12 protein-coding genes are annotated in these 16,707 nt (G+C 70.0%); 11 read left to right on the top strand and 1 reads right to left on the bottom strand.

Going from position 1 to position 16,707, the window contains the following annotated elements:
• The 3 genes from ACP93_RS12950 to ACP93_RS12940 all read left to right on the top strand — a co-directional run.
• The coding region (locus ACP93_RS12950) for a hypothetical protein (RefSeq protein ID WP_048491095.1) at nt 1-690 on the top strand (690 nt) is incomplete at its 5' end.
• Nucleotides 691-788: 98 nt separating this feature from the next.
• The gene (locus tag ACP93_RS12945) at nt 789-1,466 is read left to right on the top strand and encodes a hypothetical protein (protein ID WP_048491094.1); all 678 of its coding nucleotides are present in this window, start codon (nt 789-791) and stop codon (nt 1,464-1,466) included.
• Nucleotides 1,467-1,618: 152 nt separating this feature from the next.
• Nucleotides 1,619-2,878, top strand: coding sequence for an MFS transporter (locus ACP93_RS12940; RefSeq protein ID WP_048491093.1), 1,260 nt, complete (start codon nt 1,619-1,621; stop codon nt 2,876-2,878).
• A 3-nt stretch (nt 2,879-2,881) separates the two neighbouring features.
• Here the strand turns inward: ACP93_RS12940 and ACP93_RS12935 are convergent, their stop codons facing one another.
• Entirely contained in the window at nt 2,882-3,865 is a 984-nt protein-coding gene (locus ACP93_RS12935; RefSeq protein WP_048491092.1) for an NAD(P)-dependent oxidoreductase, read from the bottom strand.
• A gap of 88 nt (nt 3,866-3,953) precedes the next feature.
• Here ACP93_RS12935 and ACP93_RS12930 point away from each other — a divergent pair, with 88 nt between their 5' ends.
• From ACP93_RS12930 to ACP93_RS12895, 8 genes are all read left to right on the top strand, one after another.
• Nucleotides 3,954-4,526: an ANTAR domain-containing response regulator gene (locus ACP93_RS12930; protein WP_106407102.1), complete on the top strand. Its 573-nt coding sequence runs from the start codon at nt 3,954-3,956 to the stop codon at nt 4,524-4,526.
• A gap of 7 nt (nt 4,527-4,533) precedes the next feature.
• Nucleotides 4,534-5,637: a CmpA/NrtA family ABC transporter substrate-binding protein gene (locus ACP93_RS12925; RefSeq protein WP_048491090.1), complete on the top strand. Its 1,104-nt coding sequence runs from the start codon at nt 4,534-4,536 to the stop codon at nt 5,635-5,637.
• Between the two features lie 541 nt (nt 5,638-6,178).
• The gene (locus ACP93_RS12920) at nt 6,179-8,071 is read left to right on the top strand and encodes a PEP/pyruvate-binding domain-containing protein (RefSeq protein WP_228136030.1); all 1,893 of its coding nucleotides are present in this window, start codon (nt 6,179-6,181) and stop codon (nt 8,069-8,071) included.
• Between the two features lie 222 nt (nt 8,072-8,293).
• The gene (locus ACP93_RS12915; RefSeq protein ID WP_131721625.1) at nt 8,294-9,241 is read left to right on the top strand and encodes a hypothetical protein; all 948 of its coding nucleotides are present in this window, start codon (nt 8,294-8,296) and stop codon (nt 9,239-9,241) included.
• 491 nt (nt 9,242-9,732) lie between these two features.
• Nucleotides 9,733-10,902: a nitrate/nitrite transporter gene (locus ACP93_RS12910; protein ID WP_204243689.1), complete on the top strand. Its 1,170-nt coding sequence runs from the start codon at nt 9,733-9,735 to the stop codon at nt 10,900-10,902.
• A 58-nt stretch (nt 10,903-10,960) separates the two neighbouring features.
• Complete coding sequence (gene nirB, locus ACP93_RS12905) at nt 10,961-13,378, top strand: nitrite reductase large subunit NirB (protein ID WP_255347938.1); 2,418 nt, start codon at nt 10,961-10,963, stop codon at nt 13,376-13,378.
• A gap of 3 nt (nt 13,379-13,381) precedes the next feature.
• Nucleotides 13,382-13,762, top strand: a complete 381-nt coding sequence (nirD, locus tag ACP93_RS12900) for a nitrite reductase small subunit NirD (protein WP_082143457.1) — start codon at nt 13,382-13,384, stop codon at nt 13,760-13,762.
• Complete coding sequence (locus tag ACP93_RS12895; RefSeq protein WP_048491085.1) at nt 13,762-16,563, top strand: nitrate reductase; 2,802 nt, start codon at nt 13,762-13,764, stop codon at nt 16,561-16,563. The genes nirD and ACP93_RS12895 overlap by 1 nt, the downstream gene beginning before the upstream one ends.
• The last annotated feature ends 144 nt before the right edge of the window (nt 16,564-16,707 follow it).

Here is a 16,707-nt window from a genome sequence, read left to right as displayed (position 1 = left end):
GCCCCCGGCAGCGTCCCGGCACCGCCGCCGCCGCCCGCGGCCCCCGTCGCCGCCACGCCGGTGCGCGTGGACGGCACCGTCGAGCGCTTCATGCTCAATCCCAATGGCGACGTCGATGGCCTGTGGCTGATGGACGGCACCCAGGTCAGCTTCCCGCCGCACCTGTCGGCCGATCTGCAGGCCGCGGTGCGCCGTGGCGATGCGGTATCGGTGCAGGGCTATCGCCTGGGCAGCCTGCCGCTGCTGCAGGCCAGCACCATCACCGCGCGCCGCAGCGGCAAGCAGGTGGTCGACCGCCCGCCGAACCCGATGACGGCGCCGCCGGCCCCCCCGGCGCCGCCGTCCCTGACCCCGCTGCAGGCCGATGGCCGCATCGAGCGCCTGGTCTACGGCCCGCGCGGCGACACCGCCGGCGTGCTGCTCAGCGACGGCACCGTGGTGCGCATGCCGCCGCACGCCGCCCTACAGTACAGCGAATTGCTGCGGCCCGGCGCGCGCCTGAGCGTCAACGGCTTCGGCGTGCTGACCCAGGTCGGCCGTTCGGTGGAAGCCACCCAGGTCGGCCGCGACCGCAACTCGCTGCAGGCGGTGTTCGCGCCGCCGGCCCCGCCTGCGCCTCCGGCGGCTCCGCCGCCGCCGGGCGCGCCGGGTGCGCCGGCCGCCCCGCCGCCGCCGCCGGCACCGCGTTGATCCAGGCGCTGCCGCATCGCGCCTGACCCCTGCGCCCGCCGTTCGCGGCGGGCGCTGCCGGCCCCCGCCGGCATCCCCTTGTTCGTCTGGAGAATGCAATGCATTGGGTCGATCCCGATTCCCTGCCGGAAACCCGTGGCACGCTCGCGCGCTTCCTGCTCAATCCCAAGGCCGACGTCGACGGCCTGCTGTTCGACGATGGCACCGAAGTGCACACCCCGCCGCACCTGTCGGCGCAACTGCTGAAGGCGCTGCATCCGGGCGCCGGCCTCGGCGTGCGCGGGCTCAAGCCGCGCGGCGCCGATGTGCTGGTGGCGCTGGCGGTGGACCCGGACGGGGCCGAGCGCATCGTCGATGAAGGTCCGCATGCCGGTCCGCACAAACCCAAGCCCAAGCCGCCGGCCAAGTCCAAGCCCGCGCAGGACGCGGTACGCCACGCCGGCACCATCGCGCGGCTGCTGCACGGCCCGCACGGGCAGGTGCACGGCGCGCTGCTGGAGGATGGGCTGATCGTGCGCTTCCCGCCGCACGCGGTGCCGGAATCGGCCCGCTGGCTGGCCGCCGGCAAGCCGCTGGCGGCGCAGGGCGCGTTGCTGGAGTCCGCGCATGGCCAGGTGCTGCATGCGCAGGCGCTGGGCGCCAGCGACGCGACGCTGCAGCCGCTGAAACCGAAGCCGCCCAAGCCTCATCACAAGCCGTTGCACGGGCATGCGCATGATGCTGCGCCGAAGGATGGGCCGAAGCCGAAACCCAAGCCCAAGCCGAAGCCCCACTAAGTACCAAGCCGTCGCGGCGGTGTGCCCCTGGCCACCGCCGCGCCTGTGTCGCCTTCGCTCATCCAGGACTCCGTCATGCCGCCCGTCCCGCCTGCGCTGCACCACGCTTTCCTGCCTGCTGCCTTGCTTCCTTCGCTCTCGGCGGTGCGCGCATGAGCGGCGCCGAGAAGCGCCAGCGCCCGCGCGGCACGCGCGCGCTGGAAGCGCTCAACTTCACTATGGCCGACGTACAGGACGGGCTCGGCCCGTTCCTGAGCGTGTTCCTGCAATCCAAGGGCTGGTCGCTGGGCGCGATCGGCTCGGTGATGACCGCCGGCGGCATCGTCGGCATGCTCGCCACCACGCCGGGCGGCGCGCTGGTCGACGCGACCAAGCGCAAGCGCAGCATCGTGGTGGTCGGCTGCAGCATGATCCTGCTGGCCTCGGCGTTGCTGTGGTGGTCGCCGACGCTGCCGGGCGTCATCGCCGCACAGGTGATGACCGCGCTCGCCGCCGCCGCGTTGGGGCCGGCGCTGTCCGGCATCACCCTGGGCCTGGTGCGCCAGGCCGGTTTCGATCACCAGATCGCGCGCAACCAGGTCGGCAGCCACGCCGGCAACGTGGTGGCCGCGGCGCTGGCCGGCGTGCTCGGCTGGAAATTCGGCTTCGGCGCGGTGTTCGTGCTGACCGGCTGCTTCGGCGTGCTGGCGATCGCCTCGGTACTGATGATCCCGCGCGACGCGATCGACCACCGTGCCGCACGCGGCATGGCCGAGGCAGGGGACGAGAACGGCGAGCACGTCAGCGGCTGGTCGGTGCTGCTGACCTGCAAGCCCTTGCTGGTGCTGGCCGCGGCGCTGGCGCTGTTCCACCTGGGCAATGCGGCGATGCTGCCGCTGTACGGCATGGCCGTGGTGGCCGCGCACCAGGGCGATCCGAACGCGCTGACCGCCACCACCATCATCGTCGCCCAGGCCACCATGGTGCTGGTCTCACTGCTGGCGATGCGCCTGATCCGTGTGCGCGGGCACTGGTGGGTGCTGCTGCTGACCTTCCTGGCGCTGCCGCTGCGCGGTCTGATCGCCGCCAGCTTCATCCACACCTGGGGCGTGTTCCCGGTGCAGATCCTCGACGGCGTCGGCGCCGGCCTGCAGAGCGTGGTGGTGCCGGCGCTGGTGGCGCACCTGCTGCAGGGCACCGGGCGGGTCAACGTGGGGCAGGGCGCGGTGATGACGATGCAGGGCGTCGGCGCGGCGCTGAGTCCAGCGCTGGGCGGCTGGATCGCACAGGCGTTCGGCTATCGCGCCGCGTTCCTGCTGCTGGGCGGCATCTCGCTGCTGTCGCTGGCGTTGTGGGTGGGGATGCGCAAGCACCTGGTGACGGCGAAGCAGGGCCGCAAGGCCGACGAACCGGTGCCGCCGTTGCCGGCGTAGCCCTCAGCCCGGCGTTACCCCGGGCACCACCTCGCAGGCGGTGCCGGCCGCGGCCAATTGCGCCGCCAGTGCCGCGTGCGGTGGCTGCCGGAACGCATCGCCCGGCAGCAGGCTGACCACGCGCTGCCCGGCCTGCGCCTGTTCGACCAGCAGCGCCAGGTGCGCGGCCGGATCGTCCGGCAGTGGTCGACGGCTGGCATCGCGCCGCGCCAGGCTCAGCACCGCGGCGCTCACCGCGGCGCCGCACAGCAGCAGGTCGGCCTGGTTGAGCGCGCGCAGCGCCTTCAGCGTCAGCGCGCCGGGGTCGCCGCTGCCGGTGCCGACCAGCCATACGCTGCCTTGCCGCGGTACGTCGTCGCTGTGCTGCAGGCTGTCGGTGAAGGCTTGTTCGGCAGCCTCGCGCTGGCCGCTCTGCAGCAGTGTCTGCACCGGCCCCTCCAGCACCTGCTCGAACCAGCGACGGCGCTGCGGCAGGTCCGGCAGGCGCGCGCGGATCGCGGCGCGGTGGCGCGCGAACAGCTGCGCCAGTTCGGCATAGGAGTGGTCCAGTTCGGTTTCCCAGCGCTCGCGGAGACGCCGCGCCAGCATCGGTGCCGCACCGCTGGAGGAGATCGCGATCAACAGCGGATCGCGGTCGATGATCGCCGGCACCTGGAACGTGGACAGGGCGGCGTCGTCGACCACGTTGACCCACTTGCGCCGCGCCCCGGCCTGTTCGGCCAGTTGCCGATTGAACGCCTCGTCGTCGGTGGCCGCCACCACCAGCCAGGCGTCGTCCAGCCACTGCGGGTCGAAGGCGCCGTCGGCGCGCTGCAGCCGGCCCTGCGCCAGCCATTGCGCCACCGTGGGGTTGAGCGCGTGCGCGTACACCAACAGGTCGGCACTGGCGTGCAGCAGTGCCTCGATCTTGCGCATCGCCACCTCGCCGCCACCCACCACCAGCACGCGGCGTCCAGCCAGATCGGCGAACAGGGGATACAGCGGCATGCGAACTCCTTGCTGGGGCGAGGTGCGGACGTCCATGTTGCATGGCACCATGCGGTGAAGCCAACCCCTGGTTCGCCACGCCCGAATGCTGCGCGTCCTGCTGGTCAACGATACCGAAAAGCCGATCGGGCAATTGCGCCAGGCGCTGCTCGATGCCGGCTACGCGGTGCTGGACGAGGTCGCCGCGGCGCCGGCACTGCTCAAGGCGGTGTCCACCCAGCAACCGGACGTGGTCATCCTCGACGTCGACTCGCCCTCGCGCGACACCCTGGAGCAACTGGCGCTGATCCACCGCCAGGCGCCGCGTCCGGTGGTGATGTTCTCCGCCGATGGCGACGACCAACTGATCCGCGCCGCGGTCGGCGCCGGCGTCACCACCTACGTGGTCGACGGCCTGGCGCCCGCGCGGCTGGCGCCGATCGTGCAGGTGGCGCTGGCGCGCTTCGAACAGGAAGCGGGCATGCGCCGGCAACTGGACGAGGTGCAGCGCAAGTTGCGCGAGCGCGAGTGCATCGACCGCGCCAAGCGCCTGCTGATGGACAAGCGCGGCATGAGCGAGAACGAGGCCTACGCCGCGCTGCGGCAGCAGGCGATGAAACAGGGCTTGAAGCTGGCCGAGGTCGCCGAGCGCATCCTGGCGCTGGCGGAGCTGCTGGGATGAGGGACCGATGAACGCAACGCCACACGCCGCCCCGCCCACCTTGCGCGTTGGCTATCTGCCGCTGATCGACTGCGCGCCGCTGATCGCCGCCGTGCGCCTTGGCCTGGACCGGCGCCACGGCCTGCGCCTGGAACTGCAACGGCAGGCGTCGTGGGCGGCGGTGCGCGACAAGCTGCTGTCCGGCGAACTGGATGCCGCGCATGCTCTGGCCGGCCTGGTCTACGGCGTGGAATGCGGCATCGGCGGCCCGCAGGCCGACCTGGCGATCTTGCTCACCCTCAACCAGAACGGCCAGGGCATCGTGCTGGCGCCAGCCCTGGCCGCGGCGCTGGCGCAGGGCACGCCGCTGCGCGACGTGCTGGCCGCGCTCGGCCGCCCCGCGACGTTTGCGCAGACCTTTCCCACCGGCACCCACGCCATGTGGCTGTACGCGTGGCTGGCCGGGCAGGGCGTGGATCCGTTGCGCGACATCCGCGCGGTGACCCTGCCACCGTCACAGATGCCCGACGCGTTGGCGCGCGGCGAACTCGATGGCTACTGCGCCGGCGAACCCTGGGCCGCCCAGGCCGAGGCCGACGGCGTCGGCCGCCGCGTCCTGCGCAGCGGCGAGCTATGGCCTGGCCATCCGGAAAAGGTGCTGGCGTGTCGCCGCGCCTGGGCTGCCTTGCAACCCGAATTGGCCACCGCCCTCACCGCGACCTTGCTCGACGCCTGCCGCTGGCTCGACGATGCCGCGCATCGTCGCGAGGCCGTGGCGTGGCTGGCCGACCCGGAGGTGATCGGGTTGCCTGCAGACCGCATCGCCGCCTGCCTGCTGCCGGGCGGCGCCGCCGATCATGGTGCCGACCCGCGCGGTCTTCGCTTCCATGCCGAAGGGCTGGCGAACCTCCCGTGGCTATCGGACGGGCGTTGGTTCCTGCAGCAGTTCCGGCGCTGGGGGTGGTTGTCGGCGAGTGCGGCGGGCGTGGAGGAGGATGCAGCGCACGATGCGGCCGTGGTGGCGCGAGTGCACCGGTTGGACACCTATCGTGCCGCGGCGGCGCAGGTGGGGGTGGCGGTGCCGGATGGGGATGCGCGTGGGGGTGGCATTCTGGGCGAGCAGACAGGGTAAGTGGCGGGATGGCATCGGTGGTGCTCTTCGCTCAGTCTGTACTCGTCGTCGCGTGAAAATCCTCCATCTTCGAAGGACAGTGCAGGAGATGCATGATGCGCCGTGGTTCCGGCAAGATCATCCGTCTTCGTCTGTCCGCATCCACTCTGTCGTTGATCGACCATGCGGCAAAGCACCGTGTTAGGAAGCGAGCCGAGTTCCTGCTGGAGGCGGCGAGCGAGAAGGCACGGGACGTCCTTTCCGATCGAATCCAGCGTGTCTCGCGTTCGCAACAGTGGCAGGATCTCAATGCACTGGTCGATGCACCGCTGGACCAGAATGCACCGATACGCCACCTTTGGGCGATGCCCACCCCCTGGGAGCGTTGCGGGCTAGGCCACGCCAACGCTTGCGGTGCCGTCAACGCCCGGGGCTGGCGTATGATCCGCGCTCGTCGCCCTCCCGAACCGGCATCATGGATCGAGCCCGTCCGCCGCTTGCATGGCCACGCTTGTCGGTGTGGTGTTTCCTTTTCGCGCTGCTGTGGCACGTGGCGCCTGCGATGGCGCAAACCGCGCGCAAGCCATCGGCCTACGAGCAACGCCCGGGTAGCGATGCCGCCGCGCAGCCGGCGACGGGACCGGACTCCCTGCCGCGCCTCGACAGCCGCGCGCAGTTCCTGCAGCTCGCCCGGGTCTACGACGCTGGCACCGCGCTGGAACTGCCGCATCTGCTGTTCGTGATCGATCGGCGGCAGGGCGGGCGCGTCTACTATCTCAACACCCCGCGGTTCGCGCTGCACGAACAGTTCGTACGTCAGCGCCTGGCACCGCGCATGGGCAAGGCGGCACTGAAGGCGCAGTACCGCGACCCGCAGCGGCGGTTCCTGTTCGGCACCCTGAGTTGGCAGCAGGATCTGCCGGGTTATACCTACGAGTTCTGGGAGGGCGACCTCCTCACCGCCGCGCTGCTGCAGCAGACCGATGCCGCCTTGCGCGCGTCGTTCTTCGACACGCTGCGGTTCAAGACCAATTCCACGCTGCACGAGCAACTGGCCCGCAGCGCCGGGCTGACGTTCGTCACCCAGGAGGAGCTGCTGCGCGAGCAGCGCTTCCTGCCGTTGAATACCGGCCATGCCGAGGGGCGGCTGCGCATCGTGCGCTCGGAGGCGCAGTTCCGTACGCTGTCGCCGCGCGACATCGCGGTGCTGGACGAGGTGCCGATCGCGTTGGCGCCGGTCGCCGGCCTGGTCACGCAACGTCCCTCCACCTTGCTGTCGCACGTCAATCTGCTGGCCAAGGGCTGGGGCATTCCCAATGTGTACGTGCGCGATGCGCAGGCGGCGCTGCGCCAGTACGACGGCCGCTGGGTGCAGTTGGACGTCACCCACAACGACTACCGGGTGACGCCGCTGGCGGGGCCGCCGGCGGCTGCTTCCACTGCCAACCCGCGCTCGGCGGCGCGCGCGCTGCCCCGTCCTGACCTGCGCGTGGCCGCGCTCCAGCCATTGGCGTCGCTGCGCGCGCGCGACAGCCGCGCCTGCGGGACCAAGGCCGCCAATCTCGGCACGCTGAAGGCAGTGCTGCCGCCGGCCGCACGCGTGCCGGATGGCTTCTGCATCCCGTTCGCGTTCTACGCGGCGACGATGCAGCGCCTGCAGATCGCCCAACGCCTGCGCGCGCTGCAGGCGCGTCCGGGCTTCACCACCGACGCGGACGTGCGCCGCACCGCGCTGGCGGCGCTACGTGCCGAGATCGCCGAGGCCGCACCCGACCCCGCCTTCGTGCGTGCGCTGGAGGCGCAGTGGCGCGACCAACTGCGCGGCGCAGGCGTGTTCGTGCGCAGTTCGTCCAACTCCGAGGATCTGCCCGGGTTCAGCGGCGCCGGCCTGTACACCACCGTGCCCAACGTCACCCGCGCCGATGCCCTGGCCAAGGCCGTGCAGACGGTGTGGGCCTCGGTGTACAACTTCGAGGCCTACGAAGCCCGCACTGCCGCGGGCCTGCCGCAGGACGCGGTGGCCATGGCGGTGCTGGTGCAGGCGGCCGCGCCGTCCGACAGCTCCGGGGTGATGATCACCCGCGACCCCTTCGATGCCGCGCGCCGCCACGTCACCTACATCTCGGCCAAGCGCGGCTTGGGCATTCGCGTGGTCGAGGGCAAGCGCCAGGCCGAACAGGTGATGTACTCGAGCTGGTCCAAGGCGGTGCAGGTGTTGAGCCGCTCGGCCGAGGACACCCAACTCATCGCCAACGCCGCCGGCGGCGTCCGCGAGGTCCCCATCACCGGCACCCGCCAGGTGCTGACCGACGCCCTCATCGCGCGGCTGGCCAAGGTCGCCGCGATGACCAAGCAGGCCCTGGGTGGCGCGGACCAGGACATCGAGTGGGCCGTGGTCGGGGATGAGGTGGTGATGTTGCAGGCGCGGCCGTATGTGGATGGAGGAGTGCGGTAAGGACGTACGATTGCCACGCTAGCCAGCAACGGTGAAGTGCATCGCTGGCTGTGTTTGCTGTCGATGCGCGGCGCAGCCGGTTGCAGTGCACGTCGGTGACCCGATGCGTCGGTGTGGGCAGCAAACGATGTCCGTGGCGTGCGCTTCGGGAAACTGCGTCGCTCACCGCACGCCGGCTAGAATCGGTGGATGTCCTCATCACGGCTGTTTCCGGAACCAAAGATGACGCGCCCGTTCGTCTGGCGCCCTGGCGATGGGCCGAATGCGGATTGCGTCCAACGCATGCGCCGTCACCTGCGTCGTCCGGCAAAGCCGATGGGCGAAGCGTGGTTCATGGGCGAGAAACGGCACATGTTCGATTTCCTGCTCGGCGATCTTGCCGGGTTCTCGCTCGAAGAATTGCGAACGCCCCTTGAGGAAATCGCATCCGGGAACGCTTGCTTCGGCCCGATGGACGAATGGACGCACTGGTATCGCTATCTGTTGGCCCACCTGGTTTCGCGCCATTCGGAGCAGTCGTTCGACAGCCTGTACCAGCATCTCGTCACAGCGTTCATTGCCGTCAACCCGCGCAGCGTCGACGAGCCCTATGCGGGGTTCGCCGACGATGCGAGGCAGACCCTGGGGCGCTGCCTGATGGATCCATCTCGCTGGGTCGGAGAGCGCCTGGCGATCCAGGTGCCGGAGGATCCGTACACAGGAGAAAGAGCCTTCGCCTGGAGCGTGGCGTGCGGCGACTTTTCGGCGGGCATGTTCTTTTGCGCAAAGTATGTTGCCGATGAAGAACTCGCCGCTTGGCTCGATTCGGTGTTCGCAATTCGATGCCCGCTATGGACCACGCAGCTGTATCGCTGGCTGTTGGCGACCTATCCCCTGCTTGCTGGGGATGTGCTGGAACTGCCCGATCTCGCTGGCGAGACGTCGGCGGACGTCGTGTGGCATGGCGCGCTCATGCTGAAAGGCGATTTTTCCGGAATTTACGACCCCGCGCCATCACCGTTGCCCTTGCTGCCCCAGGAGCGCTGCCAGGCCGTGCTGACGGCCGCTCGCCGGCATGTGTCGGAGGCGAGCTACTTCCAGTGGCTCGATGCGATCAAGCCCCATGCTTACCTGGAGATGATGCTGGGTGATATGCCGAATCGCTTTGCGGAGATTTTCGCTATCGGTTAGCCGGCTCGCCTGTGAGTGCGGCATGTGAAACACCATGGCATCGCCGGAAAGTACAAGCGCCCATGGATCTCGCGCTCGACACGTCGATACTGCGCTGCACAACAGTAGTGCGATCTCGCACCAATATGTGCCAGCAGGTGCCTGTGTCGTTGGCCAGAATCGATATCCTGCAGTGGTGGAACTTCATAAGCGGCTGAATAAACGATGATTTTTGTGTTGGATGAGGTCGCCCAACACTTGGCACGCCGTTTGCGATAGCCCCACCTGCGGACGCAACGGCGCGCCCGCACCAATCTGATCGGCAGGCGGACCAACGGCGGTCCGTCGGCCCCGACAACGGCGTCTTCCGGTGCGAACCGGACGGCGCCGTTTTCGTTTTCCTCCCCTCGACTTTCCGCGCGCTGCGGATGGTGTGCAGCGCTGCGGCCCCACGTTTCCCGGAGATGGCGCGGATGAATCGATCGTTCTGGCAAGCCGGGCACACGCCCACGTTGTTGGCGGCATTCCTGTATTTCGATCTGAGCTTCATGGTGTGGTATCTGCTCGGCCCGCTGCAGGTGCAGATCGCCGCGGCACTCGAGCTGGATACGCAGCAGCGGGCGCTGATGGTGGCGGTACCGATCCTGTGCGGGGCGGTGCTGCGGCTGTTCCTGGGCATGCTGGCCGATGCGATCGGCGCCAAGCGTGCGGGGCTGCTGGCGCAGGCGCTGGTGATCGCGGCGCTGACGGTGGCGTGGCAGGTGGGCGTGCACAGCTTCGTCCAGGTGCTGCTGCTGGGGTTGATGCTGGGCGTGGCCGGGGCGTCGTTCGCGGTGGCGCTGCCGTTGGCCTCGCGCTGGTATCCGCCGCAGCACCAGGGCACGGCGATGGGCATTGCCGGGGCGGGCAATTCCGGCACGGTGTTCGCGGCGCTGTTTGCGCCGGTGCTGGCGGCAGCGTTCGGCTACCAGGCGGTGTTCGGGCTGGCCTGCATTCCCTTGTTGCTGACGCTGCTGGTGTTCGCGCTCTGCGCCAAGGACGCGCCGGTGGCGGTGACACGCAAGCGCCTGGGCGATTACGCGCGGGTCCTGGTGGGCAACCGCGATGCATGGCGCTTCATGCTGTTCTACGCGATCACCTTCGGTGGTTTCGCCGGATTCGCCAGTGCGCTGCCGGGCTACTTCCACGACCAGTTCGACTTCTCGCCCAAGCTGGCCGGCTGGGCCACTGCGGCGTGCGTGCTGGCCGGGTCGGTGATGCGGCCGCTGGGTGGGGCGATCGCCGATCGCATCGGCGGCACCCGCACGCTGCTGGCGATCTATCTGTTGGTGGCGTTGCTGGTGGTCGCGGCGGCGGTCGGGGTCGGTGGACCAGAGGCCACGGTGGCGCTGTTCGTGCTGACCCTGCTGAGCCTGGGCACCGGCAATGGCGCGGTGTTCCAGCTGGTGCCGCAGCGCTTCGGCGGCGACATCGGGCTGATGACCGGGCTGATCGGCATGGCCGGCGGCATCGGCGGTTTCCTGCTCGCCGCGGGGCTGGGGGTGGTCAAGCAGCACACCGGCAGCTATGCGCCGGGTCTGTGGCTGTTCGCCGGCTGCGCGCTGCTGGGCTGGGGTCTGTTGTCCACGGTCAAGCAGCACTGGCGCCGGCAATGGTCGGCGGCCGGTGCGGTACGCGTCTGAGCGCCAGGGGAGCGATACGCCAATGAACAAGCCGAGACTGGTGGTGGTGGGCAATGGCATGGCCGGCATCCGCACCGTGGAAGAACTGCTGAAGCTGATGCCGGGCATGTACGACATCACCGTGTTCGGGGCCGAGCCGCACCCGAACTACAACCGCATCCTGCTCTCGCCGGTGCTGGCCGGCGAGCAGGACTTCGACGAGATCGTGCTCAATCCGCTGTCCTGGTACGCCGAGTACGGCATCCGCCTGCACTTGAACAAGGAGGTGGTGCGCATCGACCGGGTCAGGCGCACGGTCATCGCTGCCGACGGCACCGAGGCGCCTTATGACCGATTGCTATTGGCCACCGGTTCGCTGCCGATCGTGTTGCCGGTGCCCGGCAAGGACCTCAAGGGGGTGATCGGCTACCGCGACATGCACGACACCCAGACGATGATCGACACCGCCTCGCGCAAGGGCAACGCGGTGGTGATCGGCGGCGGCCTGCTCGGGCTGGAGGCGGCCAACGGGCTGAAGCAGCGCGGGATGCAGGTGACCGTGGTGCACCTGGCCGGGTGGCTGCTGGAGCGCCAGCTCGATCCGGTGGCCGGGGCGATGCTGCAGCAGTCGCTGGCCGAACGCGGGCTCGACTTCCGCCTCAATACCTCCACCACCGAACTGGTCGGCAATGCCGCCGGCGAGGTGACCGCGGTGCGCTTCTCCGACGGCAGCGAGGTGCCGGCCGACCTGGTGGTGATGGCCGCGGGCATCCGCCCCAACATCGCCCTGGCGCAGGCCGCCGGTATCCATTGCACGCGTGGCATCGTGGTCAACGACACCCTGCAGACCTTCGACCCGCGGGTGTACGCGGTGGGCGAATGCGCGAGCCATCGCGGCATCGCCTACGGCCTGGTCGCGCCGCTGTTCGAGCAGGCCAAGATCTGCGCCAACCACCTGGCCGGCTACGGCATCGGCATCTACCGCGGCTCGGTGGCCTCGACCAAGCTCAAGGTCACCGGCATCGACCTGTTCTCCGCCGGCGATTTCATGGGGGGCGAAGGCAGCGAGGAGATCGTGCTGTCCGATCCGGCCGGCGGGGTCTACAAGAAGCTGGTGCTGAAGGACGACCGGCTGGTCGGCGCCTGCCTGTACGGCGACACCGCCGACGGCGCCTGGTACTTCCAGTTGCTCAAGGACGCCAGCCCGATCGGCGAGCGCCGCGAGCGGCTGATGTTCGGCGAAAGCGCGCTGGGCGATGCCGGTACCGCCGGCCAGGACCGCGCCAGTGCGATGCGCGACAGCGACGAGGTGTGCGGCTGCAACGGCGTGTGCAAGGGCACCATCGTCAAGGCGATCAACGCGCAAGGCCTGTTCACCGTGGACGAGGTCAAGAAGCACACCAAGGCCGCCAGTTCCTGCGGCTCGTGCACCGGCCTGGTGGAACAGATTCTGATGAACTGCCTGGGCTCCAACTTCCAGCAGACGCCCAAGACCAAGGCGGTATGCGGCTGCACCGATCTGAGCCACGGCGAGGTGCGCAAGGCGATCCGCGAGGGCAGGCTGCTCACCCACGCCGCGGTCTACACGCAGTTGCAGTGGCGCAGCCCCAACGGCTGCGCCACCTGCCGCCCGGCGATCAATTACTACCTGCTGTCCACCTGGCCGCGCGAGGCGGTGGACGATCCGCAGTCGCGCTTCATCAACGAGCGCGCCCACGCCAACATCCAGAAGGACGGCACCTTCTCGGTGATTCCGCAGATGAAGGGCGGGGTCACCAATGCGTCGGAGCTGCGCCGCATCGCCGACGTGGCCGACAAGTACGCGGTGCCGATGGTCAAGGTCACCGGCGGCCAGCGCATCGATCTGCTGGGGGTGAAGAAAGAAGACCTGGTCGACGTGTGGAAGGACCTCGGGATGAACTCGGGCCATGCCTACGGCAAGTCGATCCGCACGGTGAAGACCTGCGTGGGCAGCGAGTTCTGCCGCTTCGGCACGCAGAACAGCACGCAGATGGGCATCGACCTGGAGACGATGCTGGCCAACATGTGGAGCCCGCACAAGGTGAAGCTGGCGGTGTCCGGCTGCCCGCGCAACTGCGCCGAGTCGGGGATCAAGGACGTGGGCATCATCGCGGTGGAGTCCGGCTGGGAGCTGCACATCGGCGGCAACGGCGGCATGAAGACCGAGGTCGCCAAGTTCCTGGTCAAGGTGCGCAGCGCCGAGGAGGTCAAGGAATACACCGGCGCCTTCCTGCAGTTGTACCGCGAAGAGGCGTACTACCTGGACCGCACCGTGCACTACATCGAACGCGTGGGTATGGACTACATCCGCCAGCGCGTGGTGGAGGACGCGGACAACCGCCGCGCACTGTACGAGCGCCTGCTGTACGCGTTGGAGGGCCTGCCCGATCCCTGGGCCGAGCGTATCGCCGGGGCCAAGCAGCGCGAGTACCAGCCGCTGCGGGTGGCGCCGCCGCTGGCGCTGGTGGAGGACTGAGCGATGGCGACCGTGTCCGATCCGATTCCCTCCACCACTGCGACCGATCGCAGCGACGACGTACACCAGTGGCTGCGCATCTGCCGGCTTGACGAGATCCCGATGCTGGGCGCGCGCGTGCTGCACCTGCCGGGCGTGGAGCCGATCGCGCTGTTCCGCAGCGAGGGCGAACGCGTGTTCGCCCTGGTCGACCGTTGCCCGCACAAGGGCGGGCCGCTGTCGCAGGGGCTGGTGGCCGGCGACAGCGTCACCTGCCCGCTGCATGCCTGGCAGATCGATCTGGCCAGCGGCCAGGCCTGCGCACCGGATGTGGGCTGCGCACGGCGCTTCCCGGTGCGGGTGCAGGACGGCGAGGTCTGGCTGTCGTTGCAGGACGCCGGCTGATGGACGGCGCGTCCGTGGCGATGACGAGCGTGCCCGCCGCCGTGCAGCGGCGCGTGACCCGCTCCACCTGCTGCTACTGCGGGGTGGGCTGCGGCGTGCTGATCGAGAGCGAGCACGCCGCCGACGGCAGTGCGCGCATCGTCGGCATCGAGGGCGACCCTGCGCATCCGGCCAACCATGGCCGCCTGTGCAGCAAGGGCCGGACCCTGCCGCAGACCGCCCACAGCCTGCACGGCCGCGCGCTGCAGCCGGAGCTGCGCCCGCACCGCGACGCGCCGCGGCGCGCGGTGGACTGGGCGGTGGCGCTGGACAGTGTGGCCGAGCGCCTGGCCGGCATCGTCGAGCGGCATGGCCCGGACGCGGTGGCGTTCTACCTGTCCGGGCAGTTGCTGACCGAGGACTACTACGTCTTCAACAAGTTGGCCAAGGGCCTGATCGGCACCAACAACATCGACACCAACTCGCGGCTGTGCATGTCCAGCGCGGTCAGCGGCTACAAGCTGGCGCTGGGCGCGGACGGCCCGCCCACCTGCTACGAGGACCTGGAACTGGCCAGGACCGTGCTGTTGGCCGGCAGCAACATGGCCTACGCGCATCCGGTGCTGTTCCGGCGGCTGGAGGAGGCGCGGGCGCGCGATCCGCAGGTGCGCTGGATCGTGGTCGATCCGCGCCGCACCGACACCGCGGCGCTGGCCGACCTGCATCTGGCGATCCAGCCCGGCACCGACGTGGCGCTGTTCAACGGCATGCTGCATCACCTGATCTGGGAAGACCGCATCGACCGTGCGTTCATCGCCGCGCACACGGCTGGTTTCGCCGAGCTGCGGCAGGCGCTGCGCGACTACACCCCGACCATGGCCGCGGAGTTGTGCGGCGTGCCGGTCGCCGACCTGGTGCAGGCGGCGGAGTGGTTCGCACGCGACCTGCCGGCGCTGTCGCTGTACTGCATGGGCTTGAACCAGTCCGCGCACGGCACCGACAAGAACCTGGCGCTGATCCATCTGCACCTGGCCACCGCGCAGATTGGCAAGCCCGGCGCCGGCCCGTTCTCGCTGACCGGGCAGCCGAACGCGATGGGCGGGCGCGAGGTTGGCGGCATGGCGACGATGCTGGCCGCGCATCGCGAGATCGCCGACGCCGGCGACCGTGCCGAGTTGGAACGCCTGTGGGACTTGCCGCCGGATCGTCTGTCGGCGCAGCCCGGGCTGCCGGCAGTGGCGCTGTTCGACGCGCTGCGCCGCGGCCAGGTCAAGGCGGTGTGGATCGCCTGCACCAATCCCGTGCACTCGATGCCGGACATCGCTCAGGTGCGTGAGGCGCTGCGCCAGGCCGAACTGGTCATCGTGCAGGAAGCCTTCGTCCACACCGACACGGTGCCGTTCGCCGACGTGCTGCTGCCGGCGACGAGCTGGGGCGAGAAGGCGGGCACGGTGACCAACTCCGAGCGGCGCATCTCGCGCGTGCGCCAGGCAGTGCCGGCGCCGGGTGCGGCGCGACCGGACTGGTGGATCGCCAACGAGGTGGCGCGGCGGCTGGAGCCGCGGCTGGGCGCGCCGGGTGCGGCGACCCGCTTTGGCTTCGCCGAGCCTGCCGACGTGTTCGCCGAGCATCGCGCGCTGACCATCGGCCGCGACCTGGACATCAGCGGCCTGGACTACGCACGGCTGGACACCCAGGGGCCGCAGCAGTGGCCGCTGCCAGCCGGCGCCGCGCACGGCCAGGCGCGGCGCTATGCCGACGGCGTGTTCGCCACCACCGATGGCCGTGCGCGCTTCCATCCCGTGGCCTACCGCGCGGTCGCCGAGCCGACCTCGGCACGGTTCCCGCTGCGCCTGCTGAGCGGGCGCCTGCGCGACCAGTGGCACGGCATGTCGCGCAGTGGGCGGGTGCCGGCGCTATTCGCGCACAGCCCGCAGCCGGGCTTGCGCATGCATCCGCAGGATGCAGCGCGGCGCGGCCTGCGCGAGGGCGAGTTGCTGCGCATCGCCAGCAAGCGCGGTGCGTTGGTGTTGCCGTTGCAACTGTGCGAGGAGATGCGCTCGGGCGACGTGTTCGCGGCGATGCACTGGAACGGTCAGTACCTTGCCAGCGGCGGCATCAACGAACTCAGTACCGCGGCAGTGGACGCGCGCTCGCAGCAGCCCGAACTCAAGCACGCCGCGGTGCGCGTGGAGAAGGCCGAGTTCGCTTGGCATCTGCTGCTGGCGCGGCGCGGCGACGCGCTGGCACTGCAGGCGGCGGCGCAACCGTGGTTGCGCACGTTCGGCTACGCGGCGTTGAGCCTGCAGCCCGAGGCGCGGCAGGACGCTGGGACGAGCGCCGATGCACCGGCATGGCTGGTGTTGCGCGCCGCGGCCGAGCAGGCGCCCGACGCGGCGCAACTGGAGGCCCTGGCCGCGGCGCTTGCCTTCGCCAGTGGTCCCGACACCCTGGAATACCGCGATGCGCGGCACGGTGTGCTCAAGCGCGTGGCATGGCGCGGCGAGGCCGGCGTCAGCCATCTGGACGGCCTGCTGCTGGCCGGCGCGCAGCCCGATCCGGGTGGTGAGGCCTTGCTGGAGCGTGCGCTTGCCGGCACCGCCTGGGACAGGCCGCGCCTGGCGGTGTTCGCCCAGGCCGGCGCCGCACCACGCGACCCGGTGGTCTGCCAGTGCATGCAGGTGCGTACCGCGGCCATTCGCGCCGAGGCGGCGCGTGGCGCCACGCCGGCGCAGGTGCGCGAACGCCTGGGCTGCGGCAGCGTCTGCGGCTCGTGCATGCCGCAGGTACAGCGACTGTGCGCGGCGGAGGTGGTGGCATGAGCTGCGGTGTGCCGGAGCCTGCGGTCGGTGTGCGGCCTGCAGGTGCTGCTGGCCGCCTTCGCCACGCAGGCCGTGGCGTGCGTGCAGAGGCACCGTTGCCTTGGCAGTGGCAGCGCGTTTGGAGCGTGTGCGTGGTGTGCGCCG

Source organism: Xanthomonas sp. NCPPB 1128 (assembly GCF_001043115.1).
GTDB lineage: Bacteria > Pseudomonadota > Gammaproteobacteria > Xanthomonadales > Xanthomonadaceae > Xanthomonas_A.
The sequence above is the reverse complement of the archived record's forward strand: the minus strand, read 5'-3'. Positions and strand labels throughout refer to the sequence as shown.

Coding starts and splice junctions, on each gene's coding strand:
- ACP93_RS12945 (WP_048491094.1), top strand. CDS start 789: ATGCATTGGGTCGATCCCGATTCCCTGCCGGAAACCCGTGGCACGCTC.
- ACP93_RS12940 (WP_048491093.1), top strand. CDS start 1,619: ATGAGCGGCGCCGAGAAGCGCCAGCGCCCGCGCGGCACGCGCGCGCTG.
- ACP93_RS12935 (WP_048491092.1), bottom strand. CDS start 3,865: ATGCCGCTGTATCCCCTGTTCGCCGATCTGGCTGGACGCCGCGTGCTG.
- ACP93_RS12925 (WP_048491090.1), top strand. CDS start 4,534: ATGAACGCAACGCCACACGCCGCCCCGCCCACCTTGCGCGTTGGCTAT.
- ACP93_RS12920 (WP_228136030.1), top strand. CDS start 6,179: ATGGCGCAAACCGCGCGCAAGCCATCGGCCTACGAGCAACGCCCGGGT.
- ACP93_RS12915 (WP_131721625.1), top strand. CDS start 8,294: ATGACGCGCCCGTTCGTCTGGCGCCCTGGCGATGGGCCGAATGCGGAT.
- nirB (WP_255347938.1), top strand. CDS start 10,961: ATGGCCGGCATCCGCACCGTGGAAGAACTGCTGAAGCTGATGCCGGGC.
- nirD (WP_082143457.1), top strand. CDS start 13,382: ATGGCGACCGTGTCCGATCCGATTCCCTCCACCACTGCGACCGATCGC.
- ACP93_RS12895 (WP_048491085.1), top strand. CDS start 13,762: ATGGACGGCGCGTCCGTGGCGATGACGAGCGTGCCCGCCGCCGTGCAG.